The sequence below is a fragment of the Roseomonas sp. E05 genome (assembly GCF_030063475.1).
Classification (GTDB): domain Bacteria; phylum Pseudomonadota; class Alphaproteobacteria; order Acetobacterales; family Acetobacteraceae; genus Pseudoroseomonas.
This window is the reverse complement of sequence record NZ_JASIRT010000007.1, coordinates 107409-131396: the sequence shown is the minus strand read 5'-3', so window position 1 is coordinate 131396 and position 23988 is coordinate 107409. Positions and strand designations below refer to the sequence as shown.

The following is a 23988-nucleotide window of genomic DNA, read 5'->3' as shown; positions in this document are numbered from 1 at the left end:
GCTTATCCGATCGTGATCGACCCGAACTGGTCGCCGAAGTTGGAATAGGGGAGCTGGGTGAAGCCTTTGACGTTGGCCGCCAGCAGGTTGTGGATGTTGGAGCAGAACAGCGGGATCACCGGCATGTCCTCGATCCAGAGATGCTCGCTCTCGCGATACATCGCGCCGCGCTTGGCCGGGTCCAGCTCGCGCCGGGCCTTCACCAGCAACTCATCCAGCTTCGGGTTGCTGTAGCCGGCGAAGTTGCGCCAGCCTTCGCTGTGCAGCAGGTCGTAGGAGTACTCGTCCGGGTCGATCATGCCGAGCCAGCCCCAGGTGCCCGCCTGATAGTCGCCGCTGCGGATGCGGGCGAAGACGGTGTTCGCCTCCGTCACCTCGACGCTGAGCTGGGTGCCGAGCACCTGGTTCACCTGCGCGGCCACCACCTCGCCGATTCGCTTCCACCAGCCGGAGCCCCAGGTCAGGATGGTACCCTTGGTGCCCGGCCCGTACTTGGACTTCGCCAGCTCCTCCTTCGCGCGCTGGGCGTTGAAGCTGGAGAGCGGCTTCGGCGCCGGGTCGTAGGAGGCGGTGAGCGAGGGCGGGATCAGCCCCGGCGTCGCCACGCCCTCGCCGAACAGCACGATGCGCACCAGCACGTCGCGGTTGATGGCGAGCGAGACGGAGCGGCGGAAATGCACGTCGTCGAAAGGCGGCTTGCGGTTGTTCAGCGAGAGGAAGCGGGTGTTCAGTCCCGGCTGCTTCAGGACCTTGACCTCAGACCGCTTCTCCAGGTTCGGGATGTCGGCGAAGGGTGCGGTGCTGGTCAGGTCCACCTGCCTGCCGAGCAGGGCGGTCACGCCGCTGGTCTCCTCGGCGATCAGCGGGATCTCCACCTCGGGGATGCGGTCCGCGCGGCCATCGAAGGAGCCGGCGAAGGCGGCGAGCTTCAGTGCCTGGTTCGGCTGCCACTCCCGCAGCCTATAGGCGCCGGTGCCCACCGGCTTGCGGCCGAAGCCCTCCGGATCGGCGGTGACGGCGCCCCGCGGCAGGATCTGCGTGCCGGTGCGGGCATTGCTCAGGAAGGTCAGCAGCGGCGCGAAGGGTGCCTTGGTGCGCAGCCGCACGGTCAGCGGGTCCGGCACATCGATGGTGTCGATGGCGGAGACCTTGCTGCGGTTGGGCGACTGCGTCTTCTCGTCCATCAGCCGCTCGAGGGTGAACTTCACGTCGTCCGCGGTCAGCGTGCTGCCGTCGTGGAACTTGACGCCCTGGCGCAGGCGGAACTCCAGTGCGCCGTCCTCCCCGGCCTTGAAGCTTTCGGCGAGATCCGGCACCGGGCGCATCTGCGCGTCCAGCTTCAGCAGGCCGTTGTAGAGACCCCAGATCACGTAGAACTCGGGGATCAGCGCCGCCTTGGCCGGGTCGAGCGTGTTGACGACGTTGTAGCCGGTGATGGCGGCACGCAGGGTGGCGGGGGCGGCCAGCGCCGCGCCGCGCGGCCAGCCGAGTGCGGCCGTTCCGAAGCCCGCACCGGCCGCCAGGATGCCGCGCCGGGACAGCCCAGCGCCACGCGATGACCCGATCATGTGAAGCCCCCGCCAGATTGTTCGTGTTTCGGATTTCAGTATACATCCAAGGCGGCGATCTGGCGCAAGCGTCGAAATTCCAGCAAAATCGCCCTGGAAATCGGAGATGCCTCCCCTTTGATGCCCCGCTGCCTGACATTTCAGCATACCGAACGGCGCCCGGGCCATGGCTGACGACGCTTCCTCCCGCCCCGACGCGCCGCCATCGCGGAGCCCGGACCTCTACGCCCGCATGAAGGCCGAGATCACCTCGCTGCGCCTGTCGCCGGGGACGCAGCTGCAGGAGGTGGCGCTCGGTCAGCGCTTCGGCGTCAGCCGCACGCCGGTGCGGGAGGCCCTGCAGCGCCTGCTGCGGGACGGGCTGGTCGAGCGCTTCGGCCGCTTCTACCGCGTCATCCGCCTGACCGAGACCGAGGTGCGCGAGCTGTGCGAGCTGCGCGAGGCGCTGGAATGCATGGCCGTGGAACTGGCGGTGGCGCGCGAGCCGGGCTGCACGGATGCGCTGAAGGCGCTGATCGCCGCGCAGGAGGAGGCCCTGCGGTGCGAGGATTTCGACGCCTTCAACAGCCTGGACGGCGAGTTCCATCTGCGCATCGGCGAGGCGGCGGGCAATACGGCCCTGCTGCGCCAGCTCGAGACCCTGCGCGACAAGGCCTGCCTGGTGCGCGGCATGGAGCAGCGCCGCCCGCACTGGACCGGCCGCGTCATCGCCGAGCACGGGCGCATCGCCAACGCCATGGAACGGCGCGACGCCACCATCGCCGCCGCCGAGATGCGCTACCACATCCGCAGCGTCATCGCGCTGCGGCCACCTGCCTGAGCCTTCTGCAAGGAACCCGCCCCGCATGACCTCGCCCAGCCTCGCGGCGCCGGATGCCGCTGACATCGCCATTGTCGGCGGTGGCATCGTCGGGTGTTCCACCGCACTGGAACTGGCGCGCCAGGGCCTGCGCGTCGCGTTGTTCGAGCGCGACGAGCCGGGCCGTGAGCAGTCCTCCCGCGCCTGGGGCTTCGTGCGCCAGCAGGGCCGGCATCCCGCCGAGCTGCCGCTGGCGGCCGAAGCCAACACCCTGTGGCAGGAACTGACGGCGCAATATGGCGCCGCCGCCACCGGCTTCGAGACGGGCGGCATCCTCACCCCCGCCGAGACGCCCGACGACGAGGCGCGGATCGTCGCCGCGCACCATGACGCCAGCGGCTTCGGCCTGCGCACCCGCATCCTCTCGGCGGCCGCGCTGCGCGAGAAGCTGCCGCAACTCGCCGGCCCCTGGCGCGGCGCCCTGCTGACCGACGGTGACGGCTATGCGGAGCCTGCGCTGGCCACCGCCACCATCGCCAGGGCTGCGCGGGAGGCGGGCGTGCGCTTCCACACGCGCCGGCCGGTGCTGGAGGTGAGCCTGCGGGGCGGCGCGGTGGAGGGCGTGGTGACCGCCGACGGGCTGCATCGCGCCGGCGTGGTGCTGCTGGCCAATGGCGTTGGCGCCGCCGCGCTCGGGCGGCGGCTGGGGCTGGCCATGCCGGTGCAGGTGGTGCGTTCCACCGTGGCCCGCACCGTGGCGGCGGCGCCTTTCACGCGGCTGGCGATGTGGGGGCCGAAGGTGGCCTACCGTCCCCGGCCGGACGGCAGCTTCGTCATCGGCAACGGCTATCGCGGTGTCGGCGGCGACTACGACATCACGCCGAACTCCTTCCGCCATGTCAGGCATTTCCTGCCGGCCTACCGGCGCAACTGGCGCCTGCTGCGGCTCAGCCTGGGGCGGGAATTCACGGCGCAGTTGCGCGCCACCGGCAGCGGCGCCGCGCCGGAGCCGCCGCCCAACCGTCGCAAGGTCACGCACAACCTGCGCGCCTTCCGCGCGCTCTTTCCGCATCTCGGCGAATTGCCGCTGGATACGGCCTGGGCCGGCCGCATCGACCTGACGCCGGATGTCATCCCGATCATGGACCGGCCCTGGCCGGAGCGTGATCTCTACATCGCCGCCGGCTTCTCCGGGCACGGCTTCGCCCTCGGCCCCTCGGTGGGACGACAGATGGCTGCCTGGGTCATGCAGGGGCGGCCGATGCTCGACCTGTCGCCATTCCGCCTGTCGCGCTTCACGGACGGTAGCGCAACCTATGCGAAGCACTCCCTCTAGCAAGGCCGGGGGAATGAGTTCCGCCCCAACGGAAAGCGCAGCCCAAAACTGGTAAAAAGAAGATGGGGGTTCGGGGGAATTCCTTCCCCCGCCTTTCTTTTTTCAGCGCGACACCGGCTGCGCACCTTCCCGTGCCAGCATTTCCACCGCCTCGTCGGCGATGATCTGCTCCTCGTCGGTCGCCAGCGTCAGCACGGCCACGTCGCTGTCCGAAGCCTCAAGGCGCAGCCGCCCCGCGGCATTCGCCGCCGCGTCCAGCCGCAGGCCGAGCCAGCCGAGATGCGCGCAGACGCCGGCACGGATCGCCGGCTGGTGCTCGCCGATGCCGGCGGTGAAGACCAGCGCCTCCAGGCCGCCAATGGTGTTCGCCAGCGCCGCCACTTCCCGCGCGATGCGGAAGCAGAACAGCTCCAGCGCAGCGCGCGCCTCGGGGGCTGGGCTGGCCAACAGGTCGCGGCTGTCGCCGCTGATGCCGGAGAGGCCGAGCAGGCCTGATTCGTGATAGAGCATGTGCTCCACCGCCTGGGGCGAGAGGCCGCGCTGCGTCAGCAGGTGCAGCAGCACCCCGGGGTCGAGCGCACCACAGCGCGTGCTCATCGGAATACCGTCCAGCGTGGAGAAGCCCATGCTGGTGTCCCGGCTCGCCCCGCCCTGAAGCGCGCAAAGGCTGGCGCCGCTGCCGAGATGCGCGACGATGACGCGCCCCTCCGCGATGTCCGGTGCCCGGCGCCTGAGCTCACGGGCCACGAAGCGGTAGGAGAGGCCGTGGAAGCCGTAGCGCCGGATGCCCTCGGCCTCCAGCGCGCGCGGCAGGGCGAAGCGGCGCACCAGGTCGCTCTGCGTGCGGTGGAAGGCGGTGTCGAAGGAAGCGGTCTGCGGCAGCGCAGGGTGCAGGCGGCGGATGGCGCGCATCAGCCGGATGCAACGCGGCTGGTGCAGCGGCGCGAGCGGCGTCAGCGCCTCGATGGCGGTGAGGGCCGCATCGTCCAGCCGCACCGGACCGGCGAAGCGGTCGCCGCCATGCACGACGCGGTGACCGGCGGCGGCCGGCCCGCCAAGCGGCAAATGCGCGCTCACATGCCGCATCGCCTCATCGAGGATTTCGTGCAGATCCTCGCTGTAGGCTGCATGGAGGCGGATCTCGGCATGCTCGACACCGTCCAGGGTGAGGCGCGGCGGGTGCAGGCCCAGATCGATCACCGCCTTGCCGATGCGCCGCGCGCCGTGCACATCCCAGGCGAAGAGGCCGATCTTCACGGTGGCGGAGCCGGCGTTGAAGGTCAGCAGCAGGGGCGGGTTCATGACGCGGCCTCCGCACCCTCGCGCCGGGCGGCCGCCAGCCGCGCCAGCGCCATGGAGGCCAGGCGGACCCGCAGGGAGTCGGAGCGGCTGGTCAGCATGATCGGCACCCGCGCGCCCAGCACCAGCCCGGCGGCGATGGCGCCGGCGAAGTAGAGAAGCTGCTTGGCCAGCATGTTGCCGGCCTCCAGGTCCGGCACCAGCAGCACGTCGGCCTGGCCGGCCACCGGGGAGGTGATCTCCTTGATCCGCGCGGCATCCAGGCTGATGGCGTTGTCGAAAGCCAGCGGCCCGTCCACCAGCGCGCCGCGGATCTGGCCGCGCCGCGCCATCACCGTCAGCGCGGCGGCGTCGAGCGTGGCCTGCATCTTCGGGTTCACCGTCTCGACAGCCGCCAGCACGGCCACCTTCGGCTGCTCGACGCCCAGCAGGTGCAGCAGGTCCACCGCGTTCTGGCAGATGTCGCGTTTCTGTTCGAGGGTGGGGGCGATGTTGATGGCGGCGTCCGTCACCACCAGCGGCCTGGGATAGGCCGGAATGTCCATGACATAGACGTGGCTGATCCGCCGCTCCGTCCGCAGCCCGGCTTCCGGCGCCAGCACGGCCTGCAGCAGTTCGTCCGTGTGCAGGCTGCCCTTCATCAGCGCGCCGACCTTGCGTTCGGCGGCCAGCGCCACCGCACGGGCGGCGGCGGCATGGCTGTGCGGCACATCCTCGATCGTGACGCCATTGAGATCGGCCTTTGCGGCCTCGGCGGCGGCGCGGATCTTGGCAATGGGCCCGACCAGCACCGGTTCGGCCAGGCCGGCCTCGCGCGCCTCCAGCGCCGCGAGGATCGCCGCTGGCGAGCAGGGATGCGCCACCGCGATCCGCAGCGGCGGGCAGGCGAGGGCGGCGCGCAGCACCTCCTCGTAGCGGTCGTGCCGCTGCAGCACCACCTCGGGCAGCGGCGTGCGCGGCCAGACGATCTCGGCGGCGGGGGCGATCACCGTCGCCGTGCCGCTCAGCACCTGCTCGCCCTTCTGGTTGGTGCAGGTGGTGTCGAGCAGCACGATGCGCTTCTCCGGCCGCTTCTCGCGCACCTGCACCGTTGCGGTGATGGTGTCGCCCGGCGTGACGGGGCGCAGGAAGCGCATCTCCTGCCCGAGATAGATGGTGCCGGGGCCGGGAAGCTGCGTGCCGAGCACGGCGGAGACCAGCGCACCCGTCCACATGCCATGCGCCACCACATGACCGAACATGTCGGTGGCGGCAAAGGCGGCGTCGAGATGGGCCGGGTTCACGTCGCCCGAGACGGCGGCGAAGAGAGCGATATCGTCCTGCCCGATGACCCGCACCAGGGAGGCGCGCTCGCCCAGCTGCAGGGCGTCGAAGGTCCGGTTGCGCAGCACGGGCTGCGCCATGGCATCCATCATGGTGGGGGTTCCGTCAACGCTGATGCACGTAGGTTCCGGGCGCCGGCGCGAGCGGCGGATAGCTTTCCGCGCCCATGGCCGGCGGTGCCGCCACCTGCTCCGGCGCGGAGCGGCGCGCCAGCCAGTGCTGCCAGGCCGGCCACCAGGAGCCCTCCTTCGGCGCATGCGCCTCCAGCCATTCCTCAGGGCTGATGCAGGGGCCGTCGTGGCGCTTGTGGGCGATGCGGTAGTGCCGGTGCGGATGGCCGGGCTCGCTGACGATGCCCGCGTTGTGCCCGCCATTGGTCAGCACGAAGGTCACGTCGGTGTCGCTCAGCGCATGGATCTTGAACACCGAGCGCCAGGGCGCGACGTGGTCCCACTCGGTGCCGACGGCGAAGATCGGTACGCGGATGTCCTGGATCGCCACCGGCCGCCCATCCACCATGTGGCGCCCCGAGGCGAGGCTGTTCTCCAGGAACAGGTGCCGCAGGTATTCGGAATGCATGCGGTAGGGCATGCGGGTGGCGTCGGCGTTCCAGGCCATCAGGTCGGACATCGGCGCGCGCTCGCCCATCAGGTACTCGCGCACCATGCGAGACCAGATCAGGTCGTTCGAGCGCAGCAGCTGGAAGGCGCCCGCCATCTGGCCGGCGGCGAGGTAGCCGCGCTCCCACATCATCGCCTCCAGCAGCGCCACCTCGCTGTCGTCGATGAAGAGCTGCAGTTCGCCGGGCTCGGTGAAGTCGGTCTGCGCGGCGAGCAGCGTCATCGAGGCGAGGCGGTCGTCGCCGGCGCGGGCCATGGCGGCGGCGGCGACGGAGAGCAGCGTGCCACCCAGGCAGTAGCCCACCGCATGCACTTTGCGCTGCGGCAGGATGGCGCCGATGGCTTCAAGCGCCGCCATGACGCCGAGCCGGCGATAATCCTCGAAGCCGATGTCGCGGTCCTCGGCCGTCGGGTTGCGCCAGGAGAGGCAGAACACGGTGTGCCCGTGGCTGACGAGGTGGCGGATCAGCGAGTTGCCCGGCGAAAGATCGAGGATATAGTATTTCATGATCCAGGCGGGCACGATCAGAACCGGCTCGGCATGGACGCGCGGTGTCGCTGGGGCGTACTGGATCAGCTCGACGAGATGGTTGCGGTAGACGACCTCGCCCGGCGTGATGGCCACCTCGTGGCCCGGGCGGAAGGCCTCGGCGCCGGCGGGCGGCTGCCGGGTCAGGCGGCGGCTGAGGTCCTCCAGCAGGTTGGCGCCGCCGGTCAGCAGGTTCAGCCCGCCCGTCTCCCGCGTGCGGTCGATCACCTCGGGATTGCTCCAGGGCAGGTTGGCGGGCGAGAACACGTCGAGCATCTGCCGCACCGTGAAGGCGACCACCTCCTGGTGGTGCGGCGAGACGCCCGGCACGCCCTGCGTGGCGCCGCGCCACCATTCCTCCAGCAACAGGAAGGCCTCGGCGCCGAGGCGGAAGGGCTGCTGGCGCCAGGCTTCGCCGCGGAAGCGGGCATCCCCTGGCTGCGGCAGGATGCAGGGTGGCGCCTGCGGGTTGGCCGTGCAGCGGGCCGCCTGCGCCATCAGGCGGCCGACGGAGCCGGCGGCGGTCAGCGCCAGTTCCGCCTGTTTGCCGGGCGCGGCGGCGCGGTTCAGCGCCCAGTCGGTGAAGGCGAGGAGCAAGGAGGCGGGGGAAATGCCTCCCGTCGCCCGCGCGATGCTGGCGGCGGCGGCCAGATTGCCCACCTGCAGCAGCGCGCTGAACGGGTTTTCCGCCCCTTGCTTGCGGACGGATGGCGGGATCGCGGCGGGGTCCGCCACCCGGGCAGCGCGCGTGGCCGACATCAGGCCTGCTTCGCCTCAAGGGTCGTGGGCACCGGCTTGGCCTCGGCCGTCGCGGCGGCGTCGGCGGTGGCCGAGGTGACCTGCTGGCAGCAGCTGCGCATGTCGTCCGCCATCCGCTGCAGCATCCTGGCCTGGCTGGAGGTCGCCTCGAAGGCGGTTGCCATGAGGGCGGCCTGCGCCGTCATCCAGTCCTGCGGGCGCCGGCTGGCGGCCAGATCCTGCAGGCATTGGCCAAGGCGTGCCTGGGTCTCCATCAGCAGGCGGATCTCCTGGGTCAGGGTCTCGCTGTAGATCCGCTGGGCGGAGAGGCCGGCCTGCCAGAGCGGGCGCATCGGCCCATCGCCTCCGTCCTTCAGGCTTTCCGCGCTGAAGCGCCACCACGGTCCCAGCATTTCCATCGGCGTGGGGGGAGGCGCCTCGTGCGGCGTGCGTGGCATACGGTTCATGGTTATTTCCTCGCGCTGCATGGCGGCATGCGGGCCGGCTTGGCCCGGCATCCGGTCGGAACTGGGGGGAGGCCGGCCGACGCCGCGGGCGGACCATGCGGGCGGGAAGGGCCGGCGGCACTGATCTGTGTCAGGTTCTTTTTCGCAGGCGCCGCATAGAAGATTTCCTCACGCAGCGGTGTCCGGCATGATTCCCCCGCTACCGCAGGACGAAGAGGATGGGCATGGCGGCGCCGAGGCGGATCTGGCTCTGGGGGGTCCTTGTGGCGGTGCTCGCGGGTGGCGGCTACCTCGCCTGGCGCCACTATGGTGCCGATCCGGCCCTGCCGCCCGGCATTGCGCGGGTGAATGGCCGCATCGAGGCCGAGCAGATCGACATCGCCAGCAAACTGGCCGGGCGCGTCACCGAGGTGCTGGTGGAGGAGGGCCAGATGGTCCCCGCCGGTGCGGTGGTGGCACGGCTCGACGCGGCGACGCTGCGGGCGCAGCTGCGCGCCGCCGAGGCGCAGGTACGGGAGGCCGAGCAGGCCCGCGCCGCCGCCGATGCCGAGCTGCTGCGCGCCCGCAGCGCCCGCAACCTGGCGCAGAGCGAGCTGGCGCGCACCGAGGCGCTGCACCGGCGCGGCTATGCTCCCACCGAGCAGCTCGACCAGCGCCGCTCCTCGCTGGAGGTGGCGGAGGCGACGCTGGCCACCGCCGAGGCCGGGCAGCGCCGCGCCCAGGCGACGCTGGAGGCGACGGAGGCCAACGTCGCGGAGGTGCGCACCCAGCTCGACGACACGGTGCTGACCGCGCCGCGCGCCGGCCGCGTGCTCTACCGCCTGCTGCGCACCGGCGAGGTGGTGGCCGCGGGCGGCCGCGTCGCCACGCTGATCGACCCGACCGACGTCTCGATGATCGTCTTCCTGCCCGCCAGCCAGGTCGGCCGCCTGGCCTATGGGGCGGAGGCGCGGCTGGTGCTCGACCCGGTGCCGCAATACGTCGTGCCCGCCACCGTCAGTTTCATCGCGCCCGAGGCGCAGTTCACGCCGCGCCAGGTGGAGACGGCGCAGGAGCGCGAGAACCTGATGTTCCGCGTCAAGCTGCGCCTGCCGCCCGAGCTCCTGCAGACCTATGCCGACCGGGTGAAGGGGGGCGTGCGCGGCGTCGCCTATCTGCGCATCGACCCCAGCCAGCCCTGGCCTGAGGATCTGCAGGTGAAGCTGCCGTGAGCGTGCCGCCGCACGCCGCCACGCTGGACAGGGTGACGCAGCGCTATGGCCGGGTGGTGGCGCTGGACGCGGTGAGCCTGCAGATCCCCGCCGGCGTCATGGCGGGGCTGGTCGGGCCGGACGGCGTCGGCAAGTCCACCCTGCTGGCGCTGCTGGCCGGGGTGCGGCGCCCGCAACAGGGGGGGCTCTCCGCCCTCGGCGAGGATCTCCGCGATGCCGCGGCGCTGGAACGCTGCCGGCAGCGCATTGCCTATATGCCGCAGGGCCTGGGGCGGAACCTCTACCCGACCCTCTCGGTGGCCGAGAACATCGCCTATTTCAGCCGCCTGTTCGGCCAGGGCGCGGCAGAGCGGAGCGCACGCGGCGCCGAGCTGATGCGGGCCACCGGTCTCGCCCCCTTCGCCGACCGTCCGGCCGGCAAGCTCTCCGGCGGCATGAAACAGAAGCTCTCGCTCTGCTGCGCCCTGGTGCGCGAGCCGGAGCTGCTGATCCTCGATGAGCCGACCACCGGCGTGGACCCGCTTTCCCGCCGCCAGTTCTGGGCGTTGATCGGCCGCCTGCGCGCCCGCCGCCCCGGCATGAGCGTGCTGGTGGCGACGGCCTACATGGAGGAGGCCGAGCGCTTCGACTGGCTCGCCGCGCTGGATGCCGGCCGCGTCATCGCCGAGGGCAGCCCGGAGGCGCTGAAGCAGCGCACCGGCTGCGCCACGCTGGAAGCCGCCTTCGTGGCGCTGCTGCCGCCGGCGCGACGCGACGGCCATGCGCCGGTACAGGCGCCACCGCCCGCGCCACGTCCGCCCGGTGAAGCCCCCGCCATCGAGGCGCATGGCCTGACCAAGCGCTTCGGCGACTTCACCGCGGTGGACGGTGTGGACCTGTTGATCCCGCGTGGCGAGATCTTCGGCTTTCTCGGCTCCAATGGCTGCGGCAAGACCACCACGATGAAGATGCTCACCGGCCTGCTGCCGGCCGATGCCGGGGAGGCCCGCGTGCTGGGCCAGCGGCCCGGCGGCGGCGGCGATGCGCGGCAGCAGGTGGGCTACATGTCGCAGGCCTTCTCGCTCTATGGCGAGCTGACGGTGCGGCAGAACCTGGAACTGCATGCGCGCCTCTTCCACCTGCCGCCCCGGCAGGCCGCCGCGCGCATCGCCGAACTGCTGGGTGATTTCGAGCTGGAGGGCGTGGCGGACAGCGCACCGGAAGCCCTGCCGCTCGGCGTCCGCCAGCGGCTGCAGCTCGCCGCCGCGCTGGTGCACGGGCCATCCCTGCTGATCCTGGACGAGCCGACCTCCGGCGTGGATCCGGTGGCGCGCGACCGCTTCTGGAACCACCTGCTGCGGCTCTCCCGGCAGGAAGGGGTGACCATCTTCATCTCCACCCACTTCATGAACGAGGCCGAGCGCTGCGACCGCATCTCGCTGATGCATGCCGGGCGCGTGCTGGCGGTCGGCACGCCGCAGGCGATCACGGCCGAGCGCGGCGCCGCGACGCTGGAAGAAGCCTTCATCGCCCATCTGGAGGCCGCTGCCGGCCCCGCCCTGGGGGAGGCCGAGGCGCCGCCGCCGGCCCTGCGCCCGCCCGCGCCCGCGCGGCCCGGCTTCGACCCGCGCCGCCTGCTGGCCTGCGCCTGGCGCGAGACGCTGGAGCTGCTGCGCGACCGCATCCGCATCGCCTTCGCCCTGCTCGGGCCGCTGCTGCTGATGCTGGCCTTCGGCTTCGGCATTTCCTTCGACGTCGAGAACCTGCCCTATGCGGTGCTCGACCAGGACCAGACGCCGGAGAGCCGGAGCCTGCTGGAGAGCTTCGCCGGCTCCCGCTACTTCAGCGAGCGCCCGCCGTTGCGCGACCTTGCCGAGGCGGAGGCACAGCTGCGCGCGGGGCGCATCGCGCTGGCGGTGGAAATCCCGCCCGGCTTCGGCGCCGACCTGCGCCGCGGCACCCGGCCCGAGGTGGCGGTGACGCTGGACGGCGCCATGCCCTTCCGCGCCGAGACGGCGCGCGCCTATGTCACCGGCCTGGCGCAGACCTGGCTGCGCGACCGGCAGGCGCATTCGCCGCTGCCGCGCAGCGAGACGCTGCTCAGCATCGAGCCGCGCTTCCGCTACAACCAGGCCTTCCGCAGCGCGGTGGCGATCGTGCCCGGCATCATCATGCTGATGCTGATGCTGATCCCCGCCATGGTCGCGGCGGTCGGCGTGGTGCGGGAGAAGGAGAGCGGCGCCATCGCCAATTTCCGCGCCACGCCCGTCACGCCGCTGGAATTCCTGGTCGGCAAGCAGATTCCCTATGCTGCGGTGGCGCTGGCCAGCTTCGTGCTGCTGCTGCTGGCGGCACGGCTGGTCTTCGACGTGCCGGTGCGCGGCTCCGGCCTGGCGCTGGCGGTGGGCGGAGTGCTCTACGTGCTGGCCTCGACCGGCTTTGGCCTGCTGATCTCGGCCTTCGTCCGCAGCCAGGTGGCGGCGATCTTCGCCGCCGCCATCCTCTCCGTGGTGCCCGGCGTGAACTTCTCCGGCCTGCTGGTGCCGACCTCGGCCATCGCCGGCGCCGCCCGCGCCTTCGGCCTCGCCTTCCCGGCGAGCTGGTTCCAGAAGATCTCGATCGGCACCATGAGCAAGGCCCTGGGCTTCGCCGAGCTCTGGCCGAACCACCTGATGCTGGCCGGCTTCGCCATCCTTTTCGTCGGCGGCGCGGCCCTGGCGATGCCGAAGCAGGAGGCGTGAAATGCCCAGCCTCGGCAACATCCTCGCGCTCGGATTGAAGGAGCTGCGCGTGCTGCGCGCCGATCCGGTGATGGTGCTGCTGCTGCTCTACACCTTCACCCTGGCCGTTTATTCCGTCAGCACCGGCGTGAAGATGGAGGTGCGCAACGCCGCCATCGCCGTGGTGGACGAGGACCATTCCGAGCTGTCCCGCGCCCTGCGCGCGGCGCTGCTGCCGCCGCAGTTCCGCCCGCCGGTCGCGATCGAGGCCGGCGCGGTGGCGCCGGCGCTGGACAGCGGCCGCTTCGTTTTCGTCCTGCAGGTGCCGCCGCGCTTCGAGGCCGACCTGCTGGCGCGCCGCCCCACCGAGCTGGCGCTCGACATCGACGCCACCGCCATGTCCATGGCCGGCAATGGCAGCGCCTACATCCAGCAGATCGTGCAGCAGGAAGTGGAGGCGCGCATCGGCGGCGCGGCGCTGCCGGTGGACCTGGTGACGCGCACCCGGTTCAACCCGAACAGCACGCCCGAGTGGTTCGCCGCCGTCATGCAGGTGGTGAACAGCATCATGATCCTCTCCATCATCCTGCCCGGCGCCGCCCTGCTGCGCGAGCGCGAGCATGGCACGCTGGAGCACCTGCTGGCCATGCCGGTGACGCCGCTGGAAATCCTGCTCGCCAAGGTGGCGGCCAATGCGCTGGTCATCGTCGGCGCCGCGCTGCTGTCGCTGCTCCTTGTGGTGCAGGGGTTGCTCGGCGTGCCGCTGGCCGGCTCGCTGCCGCTCTTCGTGCTGGGCACGCTGCTGTTCCAGGTCTCCATCGCCGCGCTCGGCATCCTGCTCGCCACCACCACCGCCTCCACCGGGCAGTTCGGCCTGCTGGCCCTGCCGCTGCTGATCCTGCTGATGCTGCTCTCCGGCAGCATGACACCGCTGGAGAGCATGCCGCCCTGGCTGCAACAGGCCTTGCAGGTGTCGCCGGCGGTGCAGTTCGTCGGCTTCGCCCAGGCGGTGCTCTACCGTGGCGCCGGGTTGCGGATCGTGGCACCGCAGCTGCTGGCGTTGCTGCTGCTGGGAGGGCTTTTCCTGGGCGTGGCCCTGTTCCGGCTGCGCCGCTCGCTCGCCCGCGTCGGCTGACGGGGTGCAAGCCAGGCGGTCCCGGCGCCATATCGGAGGAAGAGGGAGGAATGATGCACGGCAACACCGTTCGACAGGCCGCATCTGAGGCGCCAGCGCCCGAGGCATCCTGGCACGCCATCCCGGCCGAGGAGGCGCTGCGCCGGCTGGAGTCCGTGCCTGCCGGCCTGGAGGCCGGGGAGGCCGCGCGCCGCCTCGCCGCGCACGGGCCGAACCGCCTGCCCGAGGCCCGGCCGCCGAGTGCTCTGCGCCGCTTCCTGGCGCAGTTCGCCAACCTGCTGATCTATGTCCTGCTCGGCTCGGCGGCGATCACGGCGGCGCTCGGCCACTGGCTGGATGCGGCGGTCATCCTGGGGGTCGTGCTGATCAATGCCGTCATCGGCTTCGTGCAGGAGGGGCGGGCGGCCGAGGCGCTGGCCGCCATCCGCGGCATGCTCACCCCCCACGCCTCGGTCCTACGCGACGGCCGCCGGCGCACGGTGGACGCCGCCGAGCTGGTGCCGGGCGACCTCGTGCTGCTGGAGCCCGGCGACAAGGTGCCGGCCGACCTGCGGCTGATCCGCGCACGCGGCCTGCGGGTGGAGGAGGCGGCGCTGACCGGCGAGTCCGTGCCCGTGGAGAAGTCCGACGCCCCCGTGGCGGCCGATGCCCCGCTCGGCGACCGCGCCGGGATGGCCTTCTCCGGCACGCTGGTCGCCACCGGCCAGGCGACAGGCGTGGTCGTCGCCACCGGCGCCGCGACCGAGCTGGGCCGCATCAGCGCCCTGCTGGGCGCGGTGGAGACCCTGGCGACCCCGCTGCTGCAGCAGATCGACCGCTTCGCGCAGCGGCTGACGGTGGTCATCCTCGGCCTCTCGGCGGCGGTCTTCGCCTTCGCTTGGCTGGCGCGCGGCTACACGGCGGACGAAGCCTTCATGACCGTGGTCGGCATCGCCGTCGCCGCCGTTCCCGAGGGGCTGCCGGCGGTGCTGACCATCACCCTGGCGATCGGCGTCCGGCGCATGGCGGCGCGCAACGCCATCATCCGGCGCCTGCCGGCGGTGGAGACGCTCGGCTCGGTTTCCGTCATCTGCTCCGACAAGACGGGCACGCTGACCCGCAACGAGATGGCGGTGGCCAGCGTGGTCACCGCCGCCGGGACCTTTGAGGCGGCCGGCGCCGGCTATGCGCCGCAGGGCACGGTGACCGCCGCCGCGGGGCGGGAAGCCTCGCCACAGGCCCGCGCGCTGCTCGCCGACCTCGCCCGCGCCGCCGCGCTCTGCAATGACGCCGCGCTGCGCGAGGCCCCCGAGGCCGGTTGGGTGGTGGATGGCGACCCGATGGAGGGGGCGCTCGTCGCCTTCGCCGCGCGCGCCGGCACCGACCCCGAGGCGTCGCGCCGGGCGTTCCCGCGCCTCGACGAGATCCCCTTCGACGCCCGCCACCGCTACATGGCCACGCTGCACCAGGACGGCGCGCAGGGCGGCGCCTTCCTGGTGGTGAAGGGGGCGCCCGAGCGGCTGCTCGCCCTGTGCGAGCGCGAGCGCCACGGCGCCGGGCCGGCAAGCGACGTGCCGATCAACCGCGTCGCCTGGCAGGCCCATATGGAAAGGCTGGCGGCGCAAGGCCAGCGCCTGCTCGCCCTCGCCACCTGCCCGATGCCGCCCGGAACCGGCACGCTCGGCTCCGGCGGCCTCAAGGGGGAGGGGCTGGTGCTGCTCGGCCTGCTCGGCCTGATCGACCCGCCGCGCGAGGAGGCGGTCGCCGCCGTGGCCGAGTGCCAGGCGGCGGGCATCCGCGTGAAGATGATCACCGGCGACCACGCCGCCACCGCCGCCGCCATCGCCCGCCAGGTCGGGCTGCAGGGCGCCGGCGTTGCCGTCACCGGGCAGGAGCTGGAGGCGCTGGACGATGCAGGCCTGCGGGCGCGGGCGCGTGAGACCAGCGTCTTCGCCCGCACCAGCCCCGAGCACAAGCTACGCCTTGTCGAGGCCTTGCAGGCTGAGGGCGAGGTCGTCGCCATGACCGGCGACGGCGTCAACGACGCGCCCGCCCTGAAGCGCGCCGAGGTGGGCGTGGCCATGGGCCGCAAGGGCACCGAGGCGGCGAAGGAGGCGGCCGAGATGGTGCTGGCCGACGACAACTTCGCCACCATCGCCGCGGCGGTGCGCGAGGGCCGCACCGTCTATGACAATCTTCGCAAGGTGATCGCCTGGACCCTGCCGACCAATGGCGGGGAGGCGGTGACGATCATCGCCGCCCTGCTGCTTGGCGTGACATTGCCGCTGACGCCGCTGCAGATCCTCTGGATCAACATGGTGACCGCCACCACCCTCGGCCTCACCCTGGCCTTCGAGGCCGCCGAGCCGAATGTCATGCGCCGCCCGCCGCGCGACCCGCGTGAGCCGCTGCTCACCGGCTTCCTGGTCTGGCGCACGGTGTTGGTCTCGGTGCTGTTCACCCTGGCTGCCTTCGGCATCTTCGCCTGGACGCAGGCGCGCGGCCTGCCGCTGGAGGCGGCGCGCACGGCGGTGGTCAACACGCTCGTGGTGCTGGAGATCGCCTACCTGTTCAGCGTACGCTACCAGTCCACCACCTCGCTCACCTGGCGAGGAATGCTCGGCACCCCGGCGGTGCTGCTCGGTGTGGGTATCATTGTCGTGCTGCAGCTCGCCTTCACCTACCTGCCCGTGCTGCAGGCGCTGTTCGCCACCCGGCCGCTCGATCCGGTGGCGGACGGCCTGCCCATCCTGGGGAGCGGCATCGTGCTGCTGGTGCTGCTGGAGGCCGAGAAGCACATCCGGCGGCGGCTGGCCGCGCGCCGGATGTGAAACGCCACCCGGGCCGAGGGAGAGACCCGCATGGACGTCGCTGTCTTCAGCACCAAGCCCTATGACCGCCATTTCCTCGACGCGGCGAATGCCGCCGCCGGCGGGCGGCACCGCCTGACCTATCTGGAGGCCCGGCTCTCGCCCGACACGGCGGTGCTGGCGCGCGATGCCGGTGCCGTCTGCGCCTTCGTCAACGACCGGGCGGATGCCGCGGCGCTGGAAACCTTCGCGCGGATGGGCGTTCGGCTGCTGGCGCTACGCTCGGCGGGCTTCAACAACGTGGACCTCGCGGCGGCCCGGCGCCTGGGGGTGACGGTGGCGCGCGTGCCGGCCTATTCACCCGAGGCGGTGGCCGAGCACACGGTGGCGATGATCCTCGCGCTCAACCGCAACATCCACCGCGCCTACAACCGTGTGCGCGAGGGCAATTTCGCGCTCGACGGGCTGCTCGGCTTCGGGCTGAAGGGGCGCACCGTCGGCGTCGTGGGCACCGGGCGCATCGGCGTGGCGGTGGCGCGCATCATGCGGGGCTTCGGCTGCCGCGTGATCGCCCACGACCCCTTTCCCGATCCCGCGGTCGAAGCGATGGGCGTCGCCTACGTCACCATCCCCGAGTTGCTGGCCGGTTCCGACATCGTCACGCTGCACTGCCCGCTGACGCCGGAGACGCACCACCTGATCGACGCCGATGCGGTGCGGCGGATGCGGCGCGGCGCCATGCTGATCAACACCAGCCGCGGCGCCATCGTGGACACGCGCGCGGTGATCGCCGGGCTCAAGCTCGGCCTCATCGGCCATCTCGGCCTCGACGTGTATGAGGAGGAGGGGGATCTGTTCTTCCAGGACCTCTCCGGCAAGGTGATCCAGGACGACGTCTTCGCCCGCCTGCTCACCTTTCCCAACGTGCTCGTCACCGCCCACCAGGCCTTCTTCACCACCGAGGCGCTGACGGCCATCGCCGAGACCACGCTGGCCAACATCACCGCCTTCGAGGCGACGGGGCGTGCGGTGCACGAGGTCTCGACCGAGAAGCTGGCCTGATCATGCGCGGCCGGGCCTTCCTCGCGGCGCTGCTGCTGGTGCTGGGCCTGACCGCCGCGCCCCTGCCTGCCGCACCGCTGGCCGCCGCGCAGCCGGCGGGCACGGCGCTGCTGCTGACGGCGGAGGGCGGCATCGGCCCCGGCATCGCCGGCTATATCGAGGCGGGGCTGGCGCAGGCGGCAGAGCAGGGGAATGCGCTGGCCGTGCTGCGGCTCGACACGCCCGGCGGGCTGGACGCGGCCACCCGCCGGATCGTGCAGGCCATGCTCGCCTCGCCGGTGCCGGTCGCCGTCTGGGTGGCGCCGAGCGGTGCGCGGGCGGCCAGCGCCGGCGTCCTCATCCTCTCGGCGGCCCAGGTCGCGGCCATGGCGCCGGGCACCGCCACGGGCGCGGCCACCCCGGTGCTGCTCGGCGGCGGCAGGGAGGAGGAAGACGACCCGCTGCGGGCCAAGCGCATCAACGATGCCGCCGCCTATGCCCGCGGCCTCGCCGAGTACCATGGCCGCAACCCGGACTGGCTGGAGAAGGCGGTGCGCGAGGCGGCCAGCCTGCCGGCCGCGGAGGCGTTGCGGCTCGGCGTCATCGACCTCGTCGCCGCCGATCTGCCGGCGCTGCTCGCGGCCATGGACGGGCGCAGCGTGCGGATGCCCGCGGGGCCGCGCGTGCTGCAAACGGCGGGCCTTGCGGTGCAGCGCTTCGACCCTGGCTGGCGTGACCGGCTGCTGACGGCGATCTCCGATCCCAACATCGCCTATCTCCTGCTGATGCTCGGCCTCGGCGGACTGATCCTGGAATTCGCCGCGCCCGGCTTCGGCCTCGGCGGGGTGGTGGGGGGGATCGCGCTGCTGCTCGGCCTCTTCGCCCTGAACCTGCTGCCGGTGGACCTCACCGGGCTGGCGCTGATGGCGCTGGGCGCGGCGATGCTGGTGGCCGAGGCCTTCATTCCCGCCTTCGGGCTGCTCGGCTTCGGCGGGCTTGCGGCGCTGGTGCTCGGCGCCGTCATCGCCTTCGACTTCGGCGCGCCCGGCTTCGCGCTCTCTCCGCTGCTGGTGGTTTCCTCCACCGTGCTGCTTGCGCTGCTGCTGGGCGCGACGATGTGGTCGGTGTGGCGCTCGCGCCGGCTAGCGGTGATGACGGGCGGGCAGGGGATGGTCGGCGCGCCCGGCCGCGTGCTGGAATGGTCCGGCCGGGGTGGCGCCGTGCTGGTGCATGGCGAGCGCTGGTCGGCGACGGCGCCGGTGGCGCTGGCGCCGGGCCAGGCGGTGCGGGTGCTGGCCCGCCATGGCCTGCGGCTCACGGTGGCGCCCGACGCCGCCGGACAGGAAGGGAAGGCTCCATGATCGGCGACGTCGCGAATTTCGTGCCTTATCTCGTGCTGTTCCTCCTCGTCCTGGCCCTGCTCTGGGCCGGTATCCGCGTGCTGCGGGAGTACGAGCGCGGCGTGGTCTTCACCCTCGGCCGCTTCTCCGGCGTGCGCGGCCCAGGGCTGATCCTGCTGATCCCGCTGGTGCAGCAGATGCAGCGGGTGGACCTGCGCACGGTGGTGATGGACGTGCCCAGCCAGGACGTGATCTCGCGCGACAACGTCTCGGTGAAGGTCAATGCGGTGGTCTATTTCCGCGTGGTGGACGCCGATCGCTCCATCATCGAGGTGGACGACTACATGGGGGCGACCAGCCAGCTCGCGCAGACCACCCTGCGCTCCGTGCTCGGCAAGCACGACCTCGACGAGATGCTGGCCGAGCGCGACAAGCTGAACCGCGACATCCAGGAGATCCTCGACACCCAGACCGACGCCTGGGGCATCAAGGTCGGGAATGTCGAGATCAAGCATGTGGACATCGACGAGAGCATGGTGCGCGCCATCGCCCGGCAGGCCGAGGCCGAGCGCAACCGGCGCGGTCGCATCATCGACGCCGAAGGCGAGTTGCAGGCGGCGGAGAAGCTGGTGCAGGCGGCGCGCACCCTCTCCGCCGTGCCGGAGGCGATGCAGCTGCGCTATCTCTCGACGCTGCAGGGTATCGCGGGCGAGCGGAACTCGACGGTGGTCTTCCCGATCCCGCTGGAACTGCTGCGCGGCCTGGGCAATCTGGTCCGGGGAGCGGGCCAGGAACCGCCAGGGCGGGATTCGCCCCCGCCGGTGTGACGTTCCCGGAGAGGTGAAGGCAGGGAGCGGCCGCCCCTGATGCAGATCATCTCTTCGCCTTTGCAGTCGTGCTCTCTTGCCGCCGCCATGAACGAACGCGGGAAAGAACGCGCGATGCTGCACGTCCGGAGCGCCCCTCCCTGCCATTCGCTCCCGGTGACGAGGGGCACGGCCGCACAGCTCCAGCATGAGTTGCGGGAGGGGCTTGTTCTGCGGCTTGGACCCCGTGCGACACCGGGCGAGGAGCGCCACGACCGTGCCTCCCGCGAGGTGCGGAGGGAGGAAGCCCATGGGATGTGTCGCTGACCTCGAATATGTGATCACCGGCCAGGGCGGCCGCTGGCGGTTGTGGTGGCAGGGGCAGTGTTGCGGGAACTTCCCGTCGCGCCGCGCGGCCCTCGGCATGGCCGCCTATGAGGCCGGGCGTGTCCGGCTGCTGGGCCATCGCGTCCGCATCCTCGTGCGCCGCCCGTGCGGAGGCTTCCGGATCATCCCGCTGCCGGTCCGGCCGGTGGCGGAAGTCATGCCGGCGCCGTCCGCCTTCCTCCCGTCCCAATGCTCCGCCTCCCCTCCGGTGGCGAAGCCGGATCGCCCGCCGCGGCAGGGCACGGGCCGCTCGGCCTCGCGGCTCGCCCCGGCCTGATCTGGCGCAGGGAGGGCTGCCGCCGGCCCGTGATAGGGCCAGAGGTGCATCGCCCCGCCGGATGCGGACCGGGGCGCCCTCCGCGCCAGGAAAAGGAGAAGGCCGATGGCACAGCCCTGCATCGCTTGGTTCGAGACGCTCGGCATCGGCGACGTCCCGCAGGTCGGCGGCAAGAACGCCTCTCTCGGTGAAATGGCGCGCAGCCTGGCGGGCGAGGGCGTCAGCGTGCCGGATGGCTTCGCCACCACGGCCGCCGCCTATCGCGAATACATCGCGGCGAACCAGCTTGAGGCCCCCATGCGGGCGCGCCTCGCCGCGCTGGAGGCCGGCCGCGCGACGCTGCAGGAGACGGGCGAGGCGATCCGCCGCCTGTTTCTTGGTGGCAGTTTCCCGGAAGGTGTCGCGGCGGAGATCCGCGCGGCCTATCGCGAGCTGGCCCGCCGCCGCGGCGGTGCCGAGGCCCCTGCGGTCGCCGTTCGCAGCAGTGCCACCGCGGAGGACCTGCCGAACGCCAGCTTCGCCGGCCAGCAGGAGACCTTCCTCAACGTGCGTGGCGAGGCCGAGCTGCTGGACGCCTGCCGCCGCTGCTACGCCTCCCTCTTCACCGACCGGGCGATCAGCTACCGCCAGGCACAGGGCTTCGACCACATGCAGGTGGCGCTCTCCATCGGCGTGCAGGCCATGGTGCGCTCCGACCTCGCCGGCTCCGGCGTGATGTTCTCGCTGGACACCGAGACCGGCTTCCCCGGCACCGTGGTCATCAGCGCCGCCTGGGGCCTGGGCGAGACGGTGGTGCAGGGCACGGTGGATCCGGACAAGTACCTCGTCTTCAAGCCGCTGCTGGACGAGCCCCGCTTCGCCCCGATCCTGGAGAAGAGCTGCGGCGGCAAGGCGCAGAAGCTGGTCTATGCCACCGGCGGCAGCGCCCGCACGGTGCTGGCCGAGACCACCCGGCGCGAGCGCGAGGCGCTGGTGCTGAACGACGCCGAGATCCTGCAGCTGGCCCGCTGGGCGGTGACGATCGAGCGCCATTACGGCCGCCCGATGGACATGGAATGGGCCAAGGACGGCGAGACCGGCGCGCTGCACATCGTCCAGGCGCGGCCGGAGACGGTGCAGGCGGGCCGTGCCCAGGCGGCCAGCCTGCGCACCTACGCGCTGAAGGACCGCAAGGCACGGCCGCTGCTGACCGGCGCCGCGGTCGGCGACGCCATCGCCGCCGGTGAGGCCTGCGTCATCCGCAGCGCCGCCGAGATCGGGCGCTTCCGCGACGGCGCCATTCTCGTCACCGAGGCGACCGACCCGGACTGGGTGCCGATCATGAAGCGCGCCGCCGGCATCGTCACGGATCATGGCGGCCCGACCAGCCATGCCGCCATCGTCAGCCGCGAGCTGGGCGTGCCAGCGGTGGTCGGCACCCAGCGCGCCACCGCGCTGCTGCGGGACGGGCAGGCGGTCACGCTCTCCTGCGCCGAGGGCGACCAGGGCCATGTCTATGACGGCCGGCTGGACTTCGCCGTGGCGGATCTCGACCTGAAGGACCTGCCGCGCACCCGCACCGCCATGATGCTGAACCTGGCCAACCCCGCCGCCGCGCTGCGCTGGTGGCGCCTGCCGGCGGCGGGGGTGGGGCTGGCGCGGATGGAGTTCATCGTCAATTCGCACATCCGCATCCATCCGATGGCGCTGGTGCATTTCGACCGCCTGCAGGACGCCGAGGCGCGGCGGCAGATCGAGGCGATGACGCAGGGCTACCCGGACAAGGCGGAGTTCTTCGTGGAGCGCCTGGCGCGCGGCATCGCCAAGCTGGCCGCGCCCTTCCACCCGCACCCCGTCATCGTCCGGCTCAGCGACTTCAAGAGCAACGAATACGCCCACCTGCTCGGCGGCGCCGCCTTCGAGCCGGTGGAGGAGAACCCGATGCTCGGCCTGCGCGGCGCCTCCCGCTACTACAGCGAGCGCTACCGCGAGGGCTTCGCGCTCGAATGCCGCGCGCTGCGGCGGGTGCGGGAGGAGATCGGCCTCTCCAACGTCGTGGTGATGGTGCCCTTCTGCCGCACCCCCGCCGAGGCCGATCGCGTGCTGGCCGAAATGGCGCGCCACGGGCTGGTGCGCGGGCAGGAAGGGCTGCGCGTCTATGTCATGTGCGAGATCCCCTCGAACGTCATCCTGGCCGAGCAGTTCGCCGAGCGCTTCGACGGCTTCTCGATCGGCTCGAACGACCTGACCCAGCTCATCCTGGGCGTGGACCGCGACTCGGCGGAACTGCGCGGCCTGTTCGACGAACGGGACGAAGCGGTGAAGCGCATGATCGCCGACGTCATCGCCCGCGCCCATGCCTGCGGCGCAACCGTCGGCATCTGCGGCGAGGCGCCCAGCAACCACCCGGACTTCGCCGCCTTCCTGGTGGAGCAGGGAATCGATTCGATCTCGCTCAACCCCGACAGCTTCGTGGCCACCGTCCGGCGCGTCGCCGAGGCGGAAGGCCAGGCGAGGCCAGCGCCGGTGCGCACCGCTGGAGACTGAAGGGGGCTGCAAGCGGCCGCCGCTCGCTCGTCATGCCGTGGTGCCCTGGGAGGCGCTGCCTCCCAGACCCTCCGCCGGGGAGGCAACGGCCTTCCCGGACCCCGCGATCCGTCTAGGCAGGTGGAAGGGTCCGGAAGGCCGCGGGTTCCGGAGAACGCAGCCTTATTCCACCCAGAGGCCGCGGCTCCGGTGCCAGTGCTCGATTGATTCCTCGGGATACTCGTCGAAGCAGGCATCCTCCGGCCCGAGCTGCGGCTCCACCCAGGGGGCCTTGGAGCCCAGCATCAGATGGACCGAGCTGGGCGGCTTCGGCAGCGCCGTGTCGATCGCCGAGGCGAAGGGATGCACCAGGTCCGGCCACTGCGCGTCATACATCCAGAGCGCGCTGGCGCATTTCGGGCAGAAATGCCGCTCGCCGCTGCTGGTCTCGCAGTGGCCGCCCTCGTCGCAGATGCGGGCATGGTAGATGGCGGTCTTTCCCTTCACCTCCAGGGTGGCGGCATCGCCCATGATGTTGATCGCGTAGCCGCCCCCACCGGCCGTCTTGCGGCAGATGCTGCAATAGCAGCGCTGGTAGGGGTAGGGGGTGTGACTCTGCACGGCGAAGCGGACGGCGCCGCAGTGGCAGGAGCCTTCCAGGAGCAGGGGCATGCGCGGGTTCCCTCGGTCGCGTGGCGTGGCCTGGCGGTGCAACGCGGGATGCGCGGCAGGGTTCCCGTCATGCCGGCGGCCGGAGCGGCAAAAGGGCAGGATGGATTGTGCGGCAGGCCCCCGCGGGCCACGCAAGCCTCTTGCCCCGGGATCGGCCCCTCCGTATTCCTTTTCCCGGAACGATATGCCGCAGCAGGGGACCCCCGATGGCCGAGGCGACGCATGAGATCGATTTTGTGGAAGTGAAGGCCGAGGACATTCTGGCCGAGCGCACGCGGGGGTGGGACCAGTTTACCGCGACCGCCAAGTGGGGCATCGGCGCCATCATCGTGCTGCTGCTCGCGATCTATCTCTTCTGGGGCTGAGCGGCCTCCCGCCGCGCCCGCGGCCGCGCGCATGAAAAAAGGCGGCTCCCCGGGATGGGGGGCCGCCTTTCGTGTCCCGGAG

Annotated in this window: 18 protein-coding genes; 12 read left to right on the top strand and 6 right to left on the bottom strand. The window is 71.8% G+C overall.

What is annotated here, in order from left to right:
• Nucleotides 1-2: 2 nt before the first annotated feature.
• Complete coding sequence (locus QMO56_RS09985; protein WP_283525361.1) at nt 3-1568, bottom strand: ABC transporter substrate-binding protein; 1566 nt, start codon at nt 1566-1568, stop codon at nt 3-5.
• Between the two features lie 166 nt (nt 1569-1734).
• On the opposite strand from QMO56_RS09985, the gene QMO56_RS09980 reads away from it, so the two are divergent.
• Both QMO56_RS09980 and QMO56_RS09975 read left to right on the top strand, forming a co-directional pair.
• Nucleotides 1735-2388, top strand: coding sequence for a GntR family transcriptional regulator (locus QMO56_RS09980; protein ID WP_283525359.1), 654 nt, complete (start codon nt 1735-1737; stop codon nt 2386-2388).
• 25 nt (nt 2389-2413) lie between these two features.
• Nucleotides 2414-3703: an FAD-binding oxidoreductase gene (locus QMO56_RS09975; RefSeq protein WP_283525358.1), complete on the top strand. Its 1290-nt coding sequence runs from the start codon at nt 2414-2416 to the stop codon at nt 3701-3703.
• A 102-nt stretch (nt 3704-3805) separates the two neighbouring features.
• On the opposite strand, the gene QMO56_RS09970 is transcribed toward QMO56_RS09975, so the two are convergent.
• The 4 genes from QMO56_RS09970 to QMO56_RS09955 are packed head-to-tail and all read right to left on the bottom strand — an operon-like array spanning nt 3806 to nt 8679.
• The gene (locus tag QMO56_RS09970) at nt 3806-5005 is read right to left on the bottom strand and encodes an acetate/propionate family kinase (RefSeq protein WP_283525356.1); all 1200 of its coding nucleotides are present in this window, start codon (nt 5003-5005) and stop codon (nt 3806-3808) included.
• Entirely contained in the window at nt 5002-6417 is a 1416-nt protein-coding gene (locus QMO56_RS09965; protein WP_408906516.1) for a bifunctional enoyl-CoA hydratase/phosphate acetyltransferase, read from the bottom strand. Before QMO56_RS09965 ends, QMO56_RS09970 begins: the two co-directional genes overlap by 4 nt.
• A 13-nt stretch (nt 6418-6430) precedes the next feature.
• The gene (locus QMO56_RS09960) at nt 6431-8233 is read right to left on the bottom strand and encodes an alpha/beta hydrolase (RefSeq protein WP_283525354.1); all 1803 of its coding nucleotides are present in this window, start codon (nt 8231-8233) and stop codon (nt 6431-6433) included.
• The gene (locus tag QMO56_RS09955; protein WP_283525352.1) at nt 8233-8679 is read right to left on the bottom strand and encodes a hypothetical protein; all 447 of its coding nucleotides are present in this window, start codon (nt 8677-8679) and stop codon (nt 8233-8235) included. The genes QMO56_RS09960 and QMO56_RS09955 overlap by 1 nt, the downstream gene beginning before the upstream one ends.
• 224 nt (nt 8680-8903) lie before the next feature.
• On the opposite strand from QMO56_RS09955, the gene QMO56_RS09950 reads away from it, so the two are divergent.
• From QMO56_RS09950 to ppsA, 9 genes are all read left to right on the top strand, one after another.
• Nucleotides 8904-9890 carry an HlyD family secretion protein gene (locus QMO56_RS09950; RefSeq protein WP_283525351.1) on the top strand — a complete coding sequence of 329 codons (987 nt, stop codon included), beginning with the start codon at nt 8904-8906 and terminating at the stop codon, nt 9888-9890.
• A gap of 2 nt (nt 9891-9892) precedes the next feature.
• Entirely contained in the window at nt 9893-12610 is a 2718-nt protein-coding gene (gene rbbA, locus QMO56_RS09945) for a ribosome-associated ATPase/putative transporter RbbA (protein WP_408906521.1), read from the top strand.
• Nucleotide 12611: 1 nt separating this feature from the next.
• The gene (locus tag QMO56_RS09940) at nt 12612-13724 is read left to right on the top strand and encodes an ABC transporter permease (RefSeq protein ID WP_283525347.1); all 1113 of its coding nucleotides are present in this window, start codon (nt 12612-12614) and stop codon (nt 13722-13724) included.
• 50 nt (nt 13725-13774) lie between these two features.
• Nucleotides 13775-16534, top strand: a complete 2760-nt coding sequence (locus QMO56_RS09935) for an HAD-IC family P-type ATPase (RefSeq protein ID WP_283525346.1) — start codon at nt 13775-13777, stop codon at nt 16532-16534.
• Nucleotides 16535-16564: 30 nt separating this feature from the next.
• Nucleotides 16565-17575, top strand: a complete 1011-nt coding sequence (locus QMO56_RS09930) for a 2-hydroxyacid dehydrogenase (protein ID WP_283525344.1) — start codon at nt 16565-16567, stop codon at nt 17573-17575.
• Nucleotides 17576-17577: 2 nt separating this feature from the next.
• On the top strand, nt 17578-18915 hold the full coding sequence (locus QMO56_RS09925; protein ID WP_283525343.1) for a nodulation protein NfeD: 1338 nt from the start codon (nt 17578-17580) through the stop codon (nt 18913-18915).
• Nucleotides 18912-19721: a slipin family protein gene (locus tag QMO56_RS09920; protein ID WP_283525342.1), complete on the top strand. Its 810-nt coding sequence runs from the start codon at nt 18912-18914 to the stop codon at nt 19719-19721. The genes QMO56_RS09925 and QMO56_RS09920 overlap by 4 nt, the downstream gene beginning before the upstream one ends.
• Nucleotides 19722-20010: 289 nt before the next feature.
• A complete protein-coding gene (locus tag QMO56_RS09915) occupies nt 20011-20364 on the top strand; it encodes a hypothetical protein (protein ID WP_283525341.1) in 354 nt (117 codons plus the stop codon).
• Nucleotides 20365-20469: 105 nt separating this feature from the next.
• Nucleotides 20470-22890 carry a phosphoenolpyruvate synthase gene (gene ppsA, locus QMO56_RS09910; RefSeq protein WP_283525340.1) on the top strand — a complete coding sequence of 807 codons (2421 nt, stop codon included), beginning with the start codon at nt 20470-20472 and terminating at the stop codon, nt 22888-22890.
• A gap of 162 nt (nt 22891-23052) precedes the next feature.
• On the opposite strand, the gene QMO56_RS09905 is transcribed toward ppsA, so the two are convergent.
• Nucleotides 23053-23541: a GFA family protein gene (locus QMO56_RS09905; protein WP_283525338.1), complete on the bottom strand. Its 489-nt coding sequence runs from the start codon at nt 23539-23541 to the stop codon at nt 23053-23055.
• 206 nt (nt 23542-23747) lie between these two features.
• On the opposite strand from QMO56_RS09905, the gene QMO56_RS09900 reads away from it, so the two are divergent.
• On the top strand, nt 23748-23906 hold the full coding sequence (locus QMO56_RS09900; RefSeq protein ID WP_283525336.1) for a preprotein translocase subunit SecE: 159 nt from the start codon (nt 23748-23750) through the stop codon (nt 23904-23906).
• The last annotated feature ends 82 nt before the right edge of the window (nt 23907-23988 follow it).

What these genes read in the sequence shown, in the direction of transcription:
- QMO56_RS09975 (WP_283525358.1), top strand. Translation starts at nt 2,414, where the DNA reads ATGACCTCGCCCAGCCTCGCGGCGCCGGATGCCGCTGACATCGCCATT.
- QMO56_RS09940 (WP_283525347.1), top strand. Translation starts at nt 12,612, where the DNA reads ATGCCCAGCCTCGGCAACATCCTCGCGCTCGGATTGAAGGAGCTGCGC.
- QMO56_RS09925 (WP_283525343.1), top strand. Translation starts at nt 17,578, where the DNA reads ATGCGCGGCCGGGCCTTCCTCGCGGCGCTGCTGCTGGTGCTGGGCCTG.
- QMO56_RS09965 (WP_408906516.1), bottom strand. Translation starts at nt 6,417, where the DNA reads ATGATGGATGCCATGGCGCAGCCCGTGCTGCGCAACCGGACCTTCGAC.
- QMO56_RS09930 (WP_283525344.1), top strand. Translation starts at nt 16,565, where the DNA reads ATGGACGTCGCTGTCTTCAGCACCAAGCCCTATGACCGCCATTTCCTC.
- QMO56_RS09970 (WP_283525356.1), bottom strand. Translation starts at nt 5,005, where the DNA reads ATGAACCCGCCCCTGCTGCTGACCTTCAACGCCGGCTCCGCCACCGTG.
- QMO56_RS09980 (WP_283525359.1), top strand. Translation starts at nt 1,735, where the DNA reads ATGGCTGACGACGCTTCCTCCCGCCCCGACGCGCCGCCATCGCGGAGC.
- QMO56_RS09955 (WP_283525352.1), bottom strand. Translation starts at nt 8,679, where the DNA reads ATGAACCGTATGCCACGCACGCCGCACGAGGCGCCTCCCCCCACGCCG.
- QMO56_RS09900 (WP_283525336.1), top strand. Translation starts at nt 23,748, where the DNA reads ATGGCCGAGGCGACGCATGAGATCGATTTTGTGGAAGTGAAGGCCGAG.
- QMO56_RS09915 (WP_283525341.1), top strand. Translation starts at nt 20,011, where the DNA reads ATGGGATGTGTCGCTGACCTCGAATATGTGATCACCGGCCAGGGCGGC.
- QMO56_RS09905 (WP_283525338.1), bottom strand. Translation starts at nt 23,541, where the DNA reads ATGCCCCTGCTCCTGGAAGGCTCCTGCCACTGCGGCGCCGTCCGCTTC.
- QMO56_RS09935 (WP_283525346.1), top strand. Translation starts at nt 13,775, where the DNA reads ATGATGCACGGCAACACCGTTCGACAGGCCGCATCTGAGGCGCCAGCG.
- QMO56_RS09950 (WP_283525351.1), top strand. Translation starts at nt 8,904, where the DNA reads ATGGCGGCGCCGAGGCGGATCTGGCTCTGGGGGGTCCTTGTGGCGGTG.
- QMO56_RS09920 (WP_283525342.1), top strand. Translation starts at nt 18,912, where the DNA reads ATGATCGGCGACGTCGCGAATTTCGTGCCTTATCTCGTGCTGTTCCTC.
- QMO56_RS09960 (WP_283525354.1), bottom strand. Translation starts at nt 8,233, where the DNA reads ATGTCGGCCACGCGCGCTGCCCGGGTGGCGGACCCCGCCGCGATCCCG.
- ppsA (WP_283525340.1), top strand. Translation starts at nt 20,470, where the DNA reads ATGGCACAGCCCTGCATCGCTTGGTTCGAGACGCTCGGCATCGGCGAC.
- QMO56_RS09985 (WP_283525361.1), bottom strand. Translation starts at nt 1,568, where the DNA reads ATGATCGGGTCATCGCGTGGCGCTGGGCTGTCCCGGCGCGGCATCCTG.